The organism is Mesorhizobium sp. WSM4935 (assembly GCF_029625735.1).
Lineage (GTDB): Bacteria > Pseudomonadota > Alphaproteobacteria > Rhizobiales > Rhizobiaceae > Mesorhizobium.
This window is the reverse complement of the sequence record NZ_JARTVR010000005.1, coordinates 139,944-153,851: the sequence shown is the minus strand read 5'-3', so window position 1 is coordinate 153,851 and position 13,908 is coordinate 139,944. Positions and strand designations below refer to the sequence as shown.

At 60.5% G+C, this 13,908-nt stretch carries 12 protein-coding genes; 3 read left to right on the top strand and 9 right to left on the bottom strand.

Annotated features, from left to right (window positions below; all coding sequences use genetic code 11):
- Positions 1-443: 443 nt before the first annotated feature.
- The 7 genes from P9273_RS15345 to P9273_RS15315 form a co-directional block, all read right to left on the bottom strand.
- Positions 444-1,973, bottom strand: coding sequence for a glucosyltransferase domain-containing protein (locus P9273_RS15345; RefSeq protein ID WP_278049664.1), 1,530 nt, complete (start codon positions 1,971-1,973; stop codon positions 444-446).
- A complete protein-coding gene (locus tag P9273_RS15340) occupies positions 1,949-2,329 on the bottom strand; it encodes a GtrA family protein (RefSeq protein ID WP_278049662.1) in 381 nt (126 codons plus the stop codon). Before P9273_RS15340 ends, P9273_RS15345 begins: the two co-directional genes overlap by 25 nt.
- Entirely contained in the window at positions 2,319-3,269 is a 951-nt protein-coding gene (locus tag P9273_RS15335) for a WxcM-like domain-containing protein (protein WP_278049661.1), read from the bottom strand. The genes P9273_RS15340 and P9273_RS15335 overlap by 11 nt, the downstream gene beginning before the upstream one ends.
- The gene (locus tag P9273_RS15330; protein ID WP_278049660.1) at positions 3,266-4,204 is read right to left on the bottom strand and encodes a glycosyltransferase family 2 protein; all 939 of its coding nucleotides are present in this window, start codon (positions 4,202-4,204) and stop codon (positions 3,266-3,268) included. The genes P9273_RS15335 and P9273_RS15330 overlap by 4 nt, the downstream gene beginning before the upstream one ends.
- Positions 4,201-5,331: a DegT/DnrJ/EryC1/StrS family aminotransferase gene (locus P9273_RS15325; RefSeq protein ID WP_278049658.1), complete on the bottom strand. Its 1,131-nt coding sequence runs from the start codon at positions 5,329-5,331 to the stop codon at positions 4,201-4,203. Before P9273_RS15325 ends, P9273_RS15330 begins: the two co-directional genes overlap by 4 nt.
- A 197-nt stretch (positions 5,332-5,528) precedes the next feature.
- Complete coding sequence (locus tag P9273_RS15320; RefSeq protein ID WP_278049654.1) at positions 5,529-6,272, bottom strand: ABC transporter ATP-binding protein; 744 nt, start codon at positions 6,270-6,272, stop codon at positions 5,529-5,531.
- A gap of 7 nt (positions 6,273-6,279) precedes the next feature.
- Positions 6,280-7,140 carry an ABC transporter permease gene (locus tag P9273_RS15315; RefSeq protein ID WP_278049653.1) on the bottom strand — a complete coding sequence of 287 codons (861 nt, stop codon included), beginning with the start codon at positions 7,138-7,140 and terminating at the stop codon, positions 6,280-6,282.
- A gap of 321 nt (positions 7,141-7,461) precedes the next feature.
- Here P9273_RS15315 and P9273_RS15310 point away from each other — a divergent pair, with 321 nt between their 5' ends.
- The 3 genes from P9273_RS15310 (at position 7,462) to P9273_RS15300 (ending at position 11,120) form a co-directional block, all read left to right on the top strand.
- The gene (locus P9273_RS15310; protein WP_278049651.1) at positions 7,462-9,492 is read left to right on the top strand and encodes a UDP-N-acetylglucosamine 4,6-dehydratase; all 2,031 of its coding nucleotides are present in this window, start codon (positions 7,462-7,464) and stop codon (positions 9,490-9,492) included.
- A gap of 176 nt (positions 9,493-9,668) precedes the next feature.
- Positions 9,669-10,580 carry a glycosyltransferase family 2 protein gene (locus tag P9273_RS15305; protein ID WP_278049650.1) on the top strand — a complete coding sequence of 304 codons (912 nt, stop codon included), beginning with the start codon at positions 9,669-9,671 and terminating at the stop codon, positions 10,578-10,580.
- A gap of 3 nt (positions 10,581-10,583) precedes the next feature.
- Positions 10,584-11,120, top strand: coding sequence for a sugar transferase (locus P9273_RS15300; RefSeq protein WP_278049649.1), 537 nt, complete (start codon positions 10,584-10,586; stop codon positions 11,118-11,120).
- Positions 11,121-11,236: 116 nt separating this feature from the next.
- Here P9273_RS15300 and P9273_RS15295 read toward each other — a convergent pair whose 3' ends face one another.
- The gene (locus P9273_RS15295) at positions 11,237-12,181 is read right to left on the bottom strand and encodes an NAD-dependent epimerase/dehydratase family protein (RefSeq protein ID WP_278049648.1); all 945 of its coding nucleotides are present in this window, start codon (positions 12,179-12,181) and stop codon (positions 11,237-11,239) included.
- Positions 12,178-13,470: an O-antigen ligase family protein gene (locus P9273_RS15290; RefSeq protein WP_278049647.1), complete on the bottom strand. Its 1,293-nt coding sequence runs from the start codon at positions 13,468-13,470 to the stop codon at positions 12,178-12,180. The genes P9273_RS15295 and P9273_RS15290 overlap by 4 nt, the downstream gene beginning before the upstream one ends.
- Positions 13,471-13,908: the final 438 nt, after the last annotated feature.

The following is a 13,908-nucleotide window of genomic DNA, read 5'->3' as shown; positions in this document are numbered from 1 at the left end:
AAAGTTATCCAAGGAATAGCTAAAAAGCTTGATGCTGCAAGAGGATATCGTTCCACACGTCAGATGCCACCAGGAGGCTAAACGTCAGCGCGTTTTCGGCCGTCCGGCGGGCAGGCGGCCGAACCTGGCAGTTCAACGCGCGAATGGGCGGCTCTGAAGCGTTCCCCTTACCGATCTAATGGGATGTAACCCAAAGGTGTGCAGCCGCCTTGAGAACGACTGCATGAAAACAATCTTAAAGCGCGTCGCTTCAAATCCGGTTCGACGCGACGCGCTCAGACGTTCATTCCGTCCTTGATTGTGTACAGTCTGCTTGAAGAGGCGCCTAATATTCCTCGCAACTGCAGGCTCAACGGGCGCCATAGTTTGCGACGGGAACGCGGAACCGAATGAAGGAATGAGCACTTGCGCCAAGCCTCACTGGAGGACTGGGTTGAAGTCTGTTAGCGATTGGCCACTCGTGCAAGAGCTTGCCGGTTTGCGCTGCTCGGGGTCTCGCCCAGCCTGATCAAAGCGATACCATCCTCTATTTCCAGGCTGCCTGGCGCGGGCCATACAGGCATCGTCGAAAGCCGGACAATCGTTTGATCGACTTGCTGCTCCGTCGGGCCATTGAGATTGGAATAGCCAAGCAATTTCATATAGTAGGCGATGCGCCAGGCATTGCCGCCGTCCCACTCGAAGAAGGAATATCCAACAGTTGAACTGGGCGGTCTGGGATAGTTGGTCGCAAATGGCCGCCCGCCGAACACAGTAAGAGCGTAGGTGCGCTTTGTATCGAAGCCACGCATCGCCGCCAGCCTGTCGTAGATAGCGGCAGCCAGGAGCGTGTCGTGCTTGTCGACAAGATAGCTGGACGCCTGGCGATAGTTTTGGATCACCTGAATCTGGAAGATGACCACTCCAAGCAGGATCGCCGACACGATGCTGATCCCCGCATTGCTGCTTGTCACCGCAAGGTAGACGAAGAGCCAGACCGCTATCGGCAGACCTACGAGACTTCTGACGGGCATGATGCCAGCCGCCAGAACGTGGACACCGAAAGGAATGAATAGGCAGACCAACGCGGCTGCGAGTAGCAGTAACGTTGTGCGTGACGACTCCTTGAAAAGCGTCCAGCCGCCGAGGATTAACAGCAGCGGAACTGCCCACAAGATGACACCATAAGTGCCACTGTCCAGGCCAAGCGCCCCTCCCATCGCTTCCAGCACCCGGCCGGTCACCACCACTGGATGTTGGAAAAAAAAACCCGGCTGGAAAAGCGACTCGAAATACTCACTCCTTTTGGAAGTGAACGATTTGAAAATTGCATTGCCGACGGCGTAGAAAATCGCGGAGCCCCCTACCAAAGCACCGACGCGGATCAGGTCTTTCGACAGCGATCTTTCAATGCCGGCCCGTGCCTGCAGAACGCCGACAGCAATGCCCAATACCAGGATTGCCGGTGCGAAACTCTGATAGATTGAGATCGCAAAACCGCCGGCAGCGACCGCGACGAGGAAGCGCGAACCAGCTGCCGGAATACCTATCTTGTTGATCAGCCAAATCGCAAGAGCACTGGCAGCCATGCCGATTCCGACCGCAGCGATGTTGGAGTAGAACTCTACGATAAAGAACCAGGTCGGGAAGGCACAGAAGATCGCGAAGCAAGCATATTCGGCGATGGAAAGCTGGTGCTTGTCGATGGCGTCCATAACGAGCAGGTAAGCGGCAACGCAACCGACGCCAAAGATCGCCGGCGCCAGAAAGGGCATTACTGGATTTGGGATTAGGAACCTCTCGATCAGGTAGGCCCCCCAACGCCCCTGGGCAATCCAGATCGAAGAGTCGGTTCTGAAGGCGGCTACTTCTTCGTCAATGGACAGCGAAAAGGAGGCCAGCTCGGAAAAGTACATTGCGACAAAGATCGCAAAGAGATTGATGGCCGCCCGGATCGAGGAGGGGCGTATCAGTATCGTCTGCGGAGTATCCATCGAGAAACCAGGAAATTGAGCACCGTCGTGACGACAAGCGTTACAAAGAACGCCGCCGCTCGGCTTTGCAGCGCTCGTTCGAGAAGACGAAGGGTTATCAAGCCTACCACAAACACCAGGGCGACCGAGCCGCCGACAGCCAGCCGATCCGCGAAGCCGGTGCGCCCGCCAGGAAAGACGCGGTCCGGATAGAACATCATCACGAATGCGAGGCCTACTAGCCAGGCAATGGTGTAGGAAATGCCCGACGGCAGGATCGTCAAGCCAGCAAAGTAGACGGCACTCGTCAAGGCTGTGTTTAATCCGCCGGCCATAAGAAAGCGGATTGCGTCCGAGCCCATCCGGTCAATGGTCATCCGGTCTGACCGTCGCGAGGAAATCCGAATAATCCCTGATGTAGTCGCTTGCGTCATATGGATGCGAGGCCATGACGAGCAGGGCAGTGTCCGGCTGGAACTTGTACTGAATGCCCCACACCCCGGGAGGCAGGTAAAGACCGATCGAGGGGTCTGCCAGCGACACCTCCTTTCTGTCGTGACCGTCATCGACGACCACTGACAGGCGGCCATGGGTGGCAATCAGGAATTGGTGGCATTGGCGGTGCGCATGCTCACCCCTGACCTTGTCCGAAGGTACACCGTAGACAAGAAACGAGCGCAAGGGCTTGAAGGGCAGGTTCTGTCCGAACTCAAGCGGGGCCAGTTCGCCGCGCAGATCACTGAAATGCGGCAGCCGCCACAGCTCGCATCCACCGACGCCAAGCGCCATCCGGTCGCCGGCGGCGCCGGGGGTCGCCTGCGTCATCACAGGCTCGACCTGCGGACCGGTCTGATAGCCAACAATGACGGCGGGATTTCCGACCACGACTGCATTGGCTGGCACGTTCTTGGTCACTACGGCGCCGGCGCCGATCATCGCCTGGCGGCCAATCGCTATCCCGGGCAGGATCGTTGCGTTGGCGCCGATCGAGGCGCCGTCCTCGACGATCGTCTGGAGAAACGCCTCCGGATAGTGTTTCGAACGCGGGAAGCGGTCGTTGGTGAATGCGACGTTCGGGCCGACGAACACGCGATTGCCCAGCCGAATGCCATCCCACAGCTGAACGCCGCTTTTTATCGTGACGTCATCGCCGATGGTCACGTCGTTTTCGATGAAGACGTGATCGCAGATGTTACAATTCGCGCCGATCACGGCCCCTGGGAGGACATGGGCAAACGCCCATACGCGGGTGCCGTTGCCGACGCGCGTGCTTTCGCAAATACCGCGGTCATGAACAAAAAATGGTTTGTCGTTCATGCGGACGTTCCGTCAACAATGCGGCTTATTATCCGCAACGGACGCGATTTGGTATTTTCAACCGCTCGCCAAAGATAACAGCCAAGGATACCTTGCACCGCGAGGATCGCTGACCCAAACCCCACGATCAGCAGCACCAATGTGGTGTATCCGGCCGGGTCGATTTTGCCAAGCAAGCGCGCCACGACGGTGATTGCGGCAAACACAAGGCTGAGAATGCAACCAGCGATCCCCACCCAGAGCGTAAGAACGATCGGAAAGTCGGAAAACGAGAAGATCGAATCCATCATATACCTGAGCCGACGCCCAATGCCCCAAGCACTCTTCCCGTGTTCCCGCTCGCGCCGGCGGTAAGGTACGAACTCCCGCCTGAACCCAACCCAGAACAACTGAATCACAAGCGAACTGTTTGGCTCCTCAATTGACAGGATCGCTTCGAGCGCCTGACGGTTGCAGGCAAATATGTCGACCCCGCCGCTCGGCATGCTGGGCAAGATCAGCCTGCGGTAAACACTCCAGAAGGCCCGGGACAGGAAACGTGTCAGAAGGGGGTCGTCTCGGCCGGTTCTGCGGCCAAACACAACGTCAGCCGTGTCCTTTTCCAGGATCGAAAAGAATTCGACAATGAGTTCGGGCGGCTCCTGGAGGTCGGCCGCCATCGCGGCCACATGTTTACCCGACGCGTGCTCAAGCCCCGTCCGAATGGCCGTGAAGGAGCCAAAATTCCGGCTGTGGAAGATGATCTTGTATGTATAGCTGGCGTCCTTCAAAGCCCTAACCAGCAGGGCGCCCGACTGGTCGGGCGATCCATCGATGACGAAGACAAACTCGATATCGCCCTCATACATGGCGTCGAAATTGGCGACAGCCTGCAACAGGGAAGGGATGTTCGGCTCATTGCGGTAAATGGGAAAAACAATGGAGCGCGCAGTCACATTGCCTCCCATTCGATGAGGGCCCCGCACACTTGCTCGACCTCATCATTCGTCATGTCCGGGTAGCACGGTACGGAGCAAAGACGACCGATACTTGCCCGGGAAATTGGGAGATTTTCGGTTCCTTTCATGGGCAGAGCAGCCCACCCAACCTGATCGCAATCGAGCACGGGATAGTGGACATCGGTATCGACACCGCGCTCCTTCATGAAGGTGCGGAATGCCTCCCGCTCGTCACACAGCAGGACCGCAAGGTGTGCGACGGCGCCGTTGCCGCCGTCGAGGAATTGGAGCCGGCGCCCGGTAATAGCCTTAAATCGGCCAAGGATGGTGCGGCGTTGTTCGTTGCGACTGTTCAAGTCCGGAAGAAGTACATCCAAAATCGCGGCCTGGACCTCGTCCATTCGAGAGTTGCGCCCTCCTGGCAGGGCCACATGGTACTTGGAATTCCAGCCATATTGATGAAGCTGACGAACGCGGTCCGCCAGTCTTGGGTTGGAGGTGAGGACTGCGCCACCATCACCCATCGCGCCGAGATTTTTGGTCGGATAGAAGCTGAAAGTGGCGATGTCTCCAAGCGATCCAGCCGTTTCACCCCTGATGCGAGCACCGTGTGCTTGGGCGCAATCCTCAATGATCGGTATATGCGACATGCCGACGTTGGTAAGCCCCGCCCGGATAGCGGGAACATCGATCACGCCGCCGTAAAGGTGGGTAACGACAATCGCAGCCGTGTCGGTGCTCACCGCTTTCAGCACCGATTGGACGCTTGCAAGTTGGCTAGCTGGTTCGATGTCGACGTAGTGTGGAACGAGGTCGTTGTGCCAGCACGCACAACTGGCATATCCCCCAGCATTCGCCGCCACGATCACCTCGCGTCCATGCAAATTGTCAAGGCCGACGATAGAGCGTAAAGCGAGTTCAAGGGCGTCCGTTCCGTTTGCGACAAGGATGCAGTCCGAGGCTCCTACAAACTTCGCAAAATTCGCCGCGAATCGCTTCCCTGCCGCGCCGTTGAGCCACCATCCGGACCGCAGCGTGCTCGCTACTTCTTGCGCGATTTTAACCTCATAGCGCTGGTGCAGACGCTTGAGATCGTTCATCGGAACGGCATTCGGCTTCGTCATCACCAACTCAACGACTTGTCTTATTCATTCCGGCTTGTTGGCGTGCAAAGCGTCCGGAAATTCAGATGATTCTAATATCACCCAACTGAGAATACTTGCATCGCGGAAACAGCAGAACGCCAGAACCCAGGTGCACAATTATTGAGATTCCGGCTCGGTCGCAACAGGCTCGCGTCATTTTGGGGAACGTTGTGAGCCTAGGAGCTGGCCAATGCCGCTTCTGCAGACCTGATCGGCACCGCGGTCAGCGACTCCACTCGACCCCCCTTGAGCGTAAGCCTTTTCGTACACACGCTTTGAATAAGACTTTCGCTGTGGCTCGCTAGAACGATGATGCCTGCCTTTTCGGCCAGTTCGTCCATGCGTCTCTTGGCCTTTTCCTGAAAAGAAGCGTCACCTGCCCCGATCCATTCGTCCATCAGCAGGATTTCGGGGTCAAGCGCCGTCGCAACCGAAAAGGCGAGCCGTGCCGCCATGCCTTGGCTGTAAGCCTTGAATGGAAGGTCGATGAAATCGCCGAGCTCGCTGAAGACAATGATGTCTTCCATCTTTTCTTCGATCTCCGCTTCCGACCATCCGTTGATCAAGCCTCGCAATACGATGTTCCGGCGGCCCGTCGCTTCGCGGCGAAATCCGATGTTGATGTTGAAAAGAGCATCGACCTTACCTTCGATCGTGACGCTCCCTCCGGAAGGCTCGTAGATGCCGTAGAGGACCTTCAGCAGTGTTGTCTTCCCGGCTCCGTTCGGCCCGACAAGGCCGAGCCGATCGCCTGCCTTCAGTTCGAAACTGACGTCGTCCAGCGCCTGGACGAACTGCTTTCGACCGGAGCCTTCAATTCGACCGCCCGTAGCGCCCAAACGCCGGTCCGGCGCCGAAAGCGTCAGTTTTTCGTGCAGCTTGTAGACCAGGCTGACATTGTCCAGCTTTATGGAAACCATGACAAACTCAAATCAAAAAGACGACTTGGCGGCGATATCTGCCAAGCAGCAGCAACGCGATCGCCCACATGACCAAGGCGGTGGTGCCGGTGACGGCAAAGGCGTTGCTCGGAAATTCACCGATGAGGATCGGAGTACGCGCAATGTCCAGGAAGTAAGTGAAAGGGTTCCAGAGATATGCATATGTCTGTACGACATCTTGCCCGTTATAAACCCAGAAGACAGGCGTAAAGAACATCCCAACACGCATCAGATTGCCGACGATGAATTCGCTGTCCGGGAAGAATGCGCCGGTAAAGGCAAAGACCGTGATGAGGGCTGGTGTGGTCAACAGGATCAACAGCAGTGCCGCAAGCGACCACAGCCACGCAGGCGTCAGCGACGGCCCGCTGACCAGCAGGATGATGATACATCCGACAACTGCATAGCCGGCCCGTATCGCCGACTGTATCGTCAGCCGCATCACATACACGAACAGCGGCAGCGTCGTGCCTTCAATGAAGCTCTCTTCGCGCTTAAAAAGCGGCACGCTCAGGGAGATGACCTCCATGAGGTAAAACCACACCATAAGGCCGATGGCAACGTAAGCGGCGTAACCTGCCGCATCCTTCCCGGCCGGCTGGAACACGAAAACAAATGTTCCCGCGAAAGCGAGGTAGTTGACCAGCAGCCAAAGCGGCCCAAGCGTCGTGCGCCGGTGCTGGTCGCCGATATCTTCGTGAGCGAGGGCAATCCATACCCTTCGCAACTTCATCGCCCTGAAGATGTCGTCGAGGGCGCCGTTCAGTGCCGAGATCATCAATGTGGTGCCATAATTGTTCTGGTGATTCGTCCCTCGCCCCACACGACTGCCGTCCACCTCTTTCATAGCCATTGCGACAAGCTTATGGCAGCGCGCTGCGGCTTAGTGAAGCCGGATCGTCATATCATGACATTTATTAGCGGGCGCTATTAGTCCCGACAGTCGCTCTGAAACGGCAGACAGTTCAGTCTGAGTTGTTGCTGCTCCCGAGCAAATCATTCGTACAATCTCACATCCCCAAAAAACCTCTGGCTCTCCCGCCCGCGCCGCGCTAAGGCGATAACCGGGCGACAGGGTAGTGGATTTGCAATCTGAAGTGGCGGTGGACGATGTTTTGTCCGCAGCCGATCTGATAGTATTTCCGCGCTTGGAGTTCAGTACTGCCCAATGACCGCCTACGTAGAAGCCGTATCGGAACTCCGACCGAGGATGCGGCGCGCCATCATCATGGTCCAGGATCTCGTCATGGTCCTGGTCGCGGTGGCGCTTAGCCTTATCCTGTCGCAATCGCGGCTTTCCTTCGACGCGTTCTCCACCGGCGGGCTGGCCTGCTGGGCGCTCATCGTGCTCGTCGCCCATCTTTTGTTCCGCACTTCCGGCCTTTACAGCACCGTCTGGCGTTTTGCCTCCACGCCCGACTTCTTCAACATCCTGAAGGGCTGCGGCAGCCTGACGGTGATCCTCTATCTGGCCTCGCTCGCCTTCCGCTCCTTCTTCCAGCCGGTCGCGGGCCTCAACGAGCGCCAGTTTATCGTCTTCTTCCTGGTCTCCTTCACCATCATCTCGGCGCCCAGGCTCTATTATCGCTTCCTGCGCGACGGCGCGAGCTGGCGCATCCTGCGCCGCGCCGCCGGCGATGCCTCAACCAAGCAGGCCCTGTTCATCGGCCGGCTGAGCGAGGCGGACGTGATCGTGCGCTTCACCCGCACGGCCCGGCCTGCCGAATATGCCATCGCCGGCATCATGGCCACCGAGAGCGACGCGCCGCTCGGCACGCAGATCCAGGGCGTTCCAGTCGTGGCGGTCAGGCCCCGCCTGGTCGAGGTGCTGGAAGACTATGTCAAGGGCACGCAAAGCCTCGATCTCCTGATCTTCGGCCAGGGCGTCGAGCGCGAGATCGAGGACTATGCCGAGCTGGTGCGCGTCGCCCGCCATAGCGGCATTGCCGTCGTCCAGTTTGCCGGCCTGTCGGAACTGGGGCAGGGCGGCAAGCTGGTTCTCGATGCCGTCGAGATGGAAACGATCATGCGCCGTTCGGCGGTCGCCACCGACACCATGCGCATCGGCGCCTTCGTCGGCGGCAAGCGCGTGATGGTCACCGGCGGCGCCGGCTCGATCGGCCGCGTGCTCGTCAAGCGCGCGCTGGAACTGGGCGCCGAGGCGGTGCTGGTGGCCGACAATTCCGAGTTCGGCATCTTCCAGCTCGACCAGCAGACCGACGACGCCGACCGCGACCGGCTGACCAGCCGCATCGTCGACGTCACCGACCGGCCTCACATGACGCGCCTCGTCAAGGAGTTCAAACCGGCGATCATCTTTCACGCCGCGGCGCTGAAGCATGTGCCGCTGCTGGAGGAGAACTGGGAAGCGGCGATCGAGACGAATGTCTTCGGCACGCTCGCCTGCGCCGAGATCGCCGCCGAATGCGGGGTGCCGCAGTTCCTCCTGATTTCCAGCGACAAGGCCGTCGACCCGACATCGGTGCTGGGCGTCACCAAGCGGGCGGCCGAACAGATCGTCTCCTCGCTGCATGAGGCCCAGGCGGCGTCGCCGCCGCGTGCCGGCGCGGCGAACGGCCATGCCGGCACCCCCGATCTACGTCGTTCGGGCACGAAATTCATCGCCGTGCGCTTCGGCAATGTTTTCGGCTCCAACGGCTCGGTGGCGACCATCTTCCAGGCGCAGATCGAGGCCGGCGGGCCGGTCACCATCACCGACCGGCGCATGACCCGCTATTTCATGACCGTCGCCGAGGCCGTCGACCTCGTCATCATGTCGGCCGCCGATGCCGAGCAGCGCCAGGGCGCGGATGACTACGCCATCTACATGCTCGACATGGGCAAGCCCGTGCCGATCCTCGAAGTCGCCGAAACCATGATCCGCATGGCCGGCAAAAGCCCCTACACCGATATTCCGATCCGCTTCACCGGCATCAGGCCCGGCGAGAAGCTGCACGAGACGCTGCATGCCGAGAACGAGGAGGTGGTCAAGCTCGACATCGCCAAGATATTCGGCCTCAGGACAGGAGTCCTCGAATGGCCGAAGATCGAGGCGGCCCTGCCGGCGCTGGTGGCCGCCCTGCACGATCGCGACAAGGCCGCCGCGCTCGCCATACTGGCCGGGCTCTACAGGGCGGAAGAAGACATTGGCGGCCTGCGCGAAGAGGCGGCGCCGAAAGCGGCCGGACAGATCGGTTAAGCATGTCCCCGGAAAGTGGAAACCGGTTGCGGGGACAAAGACATGCATGAAATAAAAAGCTTAAAGAATGCTATGGGCTTTACACCTGTGCCGCGCGCCCGCAATTGGCTATTGGAACCTGTTCGAACATCCCGCCGGCAAGTGATTCCACAGCCGTGACCAGAAAAGATCAGCGCGTGGCCGTCCTCATGGGCACGAAGGATGGCGCGGCCTATATCGGCGAGCAATTGGAATCCTTGCTCGCGCAGTCCTGGCCGCGCGTCGATCTCTGGATCTCCGACGACGGCTCGACGGATGCCACAACCGCGATCGTCGAGACGTGGCGGTCCCGGTGGAACAAGGGATCTCTTACGCTTTTGCAGGGCCCGCGAAGGGGCTTCGCCGCGAATTTCCGCTCGATGATCATCGATTCGCGCATCGATGCCGACTGCTATGCCTTTTGCGACCAGGACGATGTCTGGGAGCCGGATCGGCTGGAGAGTGCCATCCGCTGGATGGAGGGAGAGGACATGGACATACCGCTCCTGTTCTGCTCGCGCACGGCGACCATTTCGCAAACCGGCGTTCCGGCCGGCTACTCGCCGCTCTTCCGTCGCCCGCCGTCCTTCCGCAATGCGCTGGTGCAGAGCATCGCCGGCGGCAACACCATGCTTTTCAACCGCGCCGCGCGCGACCTTCTGGCGAAAGCATCGGCCAGAACCGAATTCGTCAGCCATGACTGGTGGGCCTATCTCATCGTCACCGCCGCCGGCGGCAAAGTCCGCTACGAGCCGCGGCCGCTGGTCAGATACCGCCAGCACGCGGCGAACCTCGTCGGCGCTAATGTCTCGTGGAAAGCGAGGTTTTCAAGGCTGGGGCGCCTGTTCAAGGGCCAGTTCGCTACCTGGACGGACAGCAATCTGCGCGGCCTCGCCGTCAACCGCGACCTCATCGTGCGGGACGCCGCACTTTGCCTTCGCTTGTTCATCAGGGCGCGCAAAGGCAACATATTCAGGCGCTTCAGCCTGCTCGGGAAAAGCGGCGTCTACCGTCAGACATTCATGGGGACGCTCGGGCTCTACGTCGCTTTCCTCTGGCGCCGGATCTGAGCCATGAAGGCGAAGCGTGCACTCGATCTAGCCGTTGCTGTTCCGATGCTGGCGCTGGCCTCGCCCGTCCTGCTTGTCGCCATGCTGGCAATCCGGGCAACGTCGGCCGGCCCGGCCATCTTCTCGCAGATCCGCGTCGGCCGGGGAGGAGCGCTCTTTGCCTGCCGCAAATTGCGCACGATGTATCGCGCAACGCCGTCCTTGCCCACGCACGAGGCGCCGGCCGGTTCGGTCACCGCGGTCGGCAAGGTGCTGCGTGCCACCAAGATCGACGAATTGCCGCAGCTCTGGAACGTGATCAAGGGCGAGATGAGCCTTGTGGGCCCTCGTCCATGCCTGCCGACGCAGACGGAACTGATCGAACGGCGCAAGGAACTGGGCGTGCTCGCAGCACTTCCAGGCATCACAGGGCTGGCGCAGATCAAGGGGATCGACATGTCCGATCCAAAACATTGCGCGGAAACCGATGCGGCCTATATCAGGACCGCCTCGACCTGCCTGGACCTCAAGATATTGCTGGGCACGTTCTTCCGCGCCTAAGCAGCTTCCGCAAAAGTGTCTCGCGGTTTTGCGATCAAAACCTGCGAGAGAAATCAGGAATCCAAACAGATGTTCGTGGGGTATCTCACGAACATCTGCTTGGAGCGTTCGACCGTTCACGGACGCGACGAACCGCTTCCCTGTCGTGCCAGTTCTTCAAGCCGGCCGAGCGTATCCGTTTCGCGCTCCCAGCCTTCCGAGGCCAGCAACGACGAATCGCAGACCTGCGTCGCCACCAGAGCCTGCCACGCGGCCTGTCTGCCGGTGAGCGTGGCCAGCAGCCGGAACGGCCAGGCCGGTATGGGCAGAAGCCGCGCGGGCAGGCCGCATCCGCGCCGGAACGCGGCGATGATATCGGACATCGCAACCGGCGAAGCGTCGCCGAGCACATAGGTCGGGCGCGGCGGCGCGGGACGGGTCACAAGATGCGTCACGGCGCCGGCCACGGCGTCACGGGAGACGAGCGAACGAACCGCCGTCAGAGCGGCTGTCGGCAACGGCAGCCCGGTAGCCGCCAACCGCATAAGCCCACGCAGATTTCCCTTCATGCCTTCGCCATAGACCGGCGGCAGCCGCAGCGCCGTCGCGCCGTCGCGTCCGGCTGTCGCAAAAGCCTCCAGCATTGCGATCTCGCCTTCGTGCTTGGAGCGCCCATAGGCGCATTGCGGGGCAGGGGGCGTGGCTTCGTCGATGGTGCCGCTGAAACCGGGCCCCGCCACGGCGCGGATCGAGGAGAGATGGATGAAGCGCCCGTCGGTGCGCGCGGCGGCTGCCTGGGCGAGCCGTCCGGTCAGTGTCGCATTGGCAGTCCGAAAGTCGGCCGCGCCGGCGCTGCGATCATTGTTGAGCGCCGCGCAGTGGACGACATGCGTCACGTCGCGCATCAGCGCCAGAAACGCTTCCCGCGGCGCATCGGCGCCGGGCAGCGCGACGGCATCATTCGTGTCTGCCAGCCGTTGCGGCAGGCGCGAAGCGATCCGTATGTCGAATCCGGCTTCGTGCAACCGGCTGACGACCCGGCGCCCGATGAAACCTGTCGCGCCGGTGACTAGGACCTTCATGGTTGCGGGCTGGTGTCCGGCGCCATCGCGGGCGCGTCTTTGCCGGTCGGCGCGACCGTCCGGCCGGACGCAAGGTAGGTCCCGGAAATAAGGAACACCATCAGCACCGCGTCGAGGATATCGTGGCCGACAAGGATGCCGGCCATTCCGCCGATGAGATAGGTGATGACCGCGACAAGAACCATTGTCGCGCCGAACCGCTCCACCGGATCGGCGCGGATGCGCAGCGTCCTTGCCGCGTTCCACGCGGCGACGATGAAGATCGACGCAAGGGCCAGCGCCCCCAGCAGGCCGGCCTCGACCATCGCGGTCAGGAAGCCGTTGTGAAAATGGCTGAAGCCTGCGCTTAGACCGAACCGGTCGTGAAGGCCCTGCTTCATCAGCGCGCGGCTGGCCGTGATGCCATGGCCGAAAATCGGCATCTCGCGAACCGCGGCAAAGCCGATTTCCCACATCGCCACGCGCAGGCCGAGCGCCGTCGAATGATCGCCATTGGCATTGAGCGCATCCCAGTCGCTGACCAGGAAGTCGGTTCGATCCAGCACGACGCGAGAGCCGATGACGGCGATCACAAGGGCGACCACGACGCCGATCGCCACGAAGCGCGCCATGCTGGCGCCGGTGAACCGGCGGCGGTTGATGAGAAGCACGACGATGCCGGCAATCGGCACGGCCACCCAGATCATGCGTGATCCCGAATAGACGATCGCCATAGCTCCAGCGATCGCCGCCAGGACGAGCAGCTTCCAGCGTTTCTCGATGCCCGACAGCGCGCCGGCGAGGCATGTCATGATGGCAAGGCAGGTAACGGTTGCGAAGACGATCGGGTTTCCGGCGCCGCCCTCGGCCCTCACGCCGAGCCAGTGATACTGGAACACGGCGATCGCCAGCGCGCCGAAGCAGGCCGCGGTGCTGGCCAGAATGGCGATGCGTGCGAGCGCATCCTTCTCCGTGATGCTCCAGGTCGAATAGGAAATCGGGAAAAGCAGGAAGGTGGTCAGCGGCAGGAAAAACCGCAAATCGGCGGCCAGCGTGCCGTTGACGATCGAAGCGAGAACCATGGCCGCGCAATAGGCGTAGATCGCGGCGGTCAAGGCGAGCATCGGCCCGTCGATGTTGAAGCGCCTCCGTTTCACGGCGAGCAGCAGCACGGACCACACGCCGCCGGCATTGAAGGTGATGCTGACCAGCGATCCAAGCACCGGCGGCGAAAAAAAGCAGACGATAGAGAAATAGAAATTGATCTGTGCGGGCGTGAGGTGGCGCCGGAGCTTTGTAAACGGGTTCAAATGCTTTGCTTCGCAATTTCCAGGTTGCGCCCGGATCTCCATCGAGCCAGCCAAGGCCGTCTCGCCGATCTCCGTTTGCCGCGCTTTGCCCGTTCCCCGAGCCCGTATAGCGGCTGGCGCCGCCTCGCGATAGTGCGGTCGACAATGTTCCGACAGAAAACCCTCGATCCGGCGATGATCGGGAGCGCGGAATTCCCCAACGGCACGGCCTTTCCTCGCTTCGGCATTCTGACAGCCCGGCAGGATTTTCCGATTTGCCGGCCATGCTTGGAAAATTCGTTCTATAATGGCCTCGCGTCGCGCCGGTCTTGCATTGTTATTGGCGGCGCCGATCTGTTAGAACGCCCGCACGAAACAGTTTGTCCGAAGTGAAATTTGCGCCCGGGCGGCATGGAATTGTGCCTGCGATGCAAAATTTCCGATCGACGGCACGAGAGA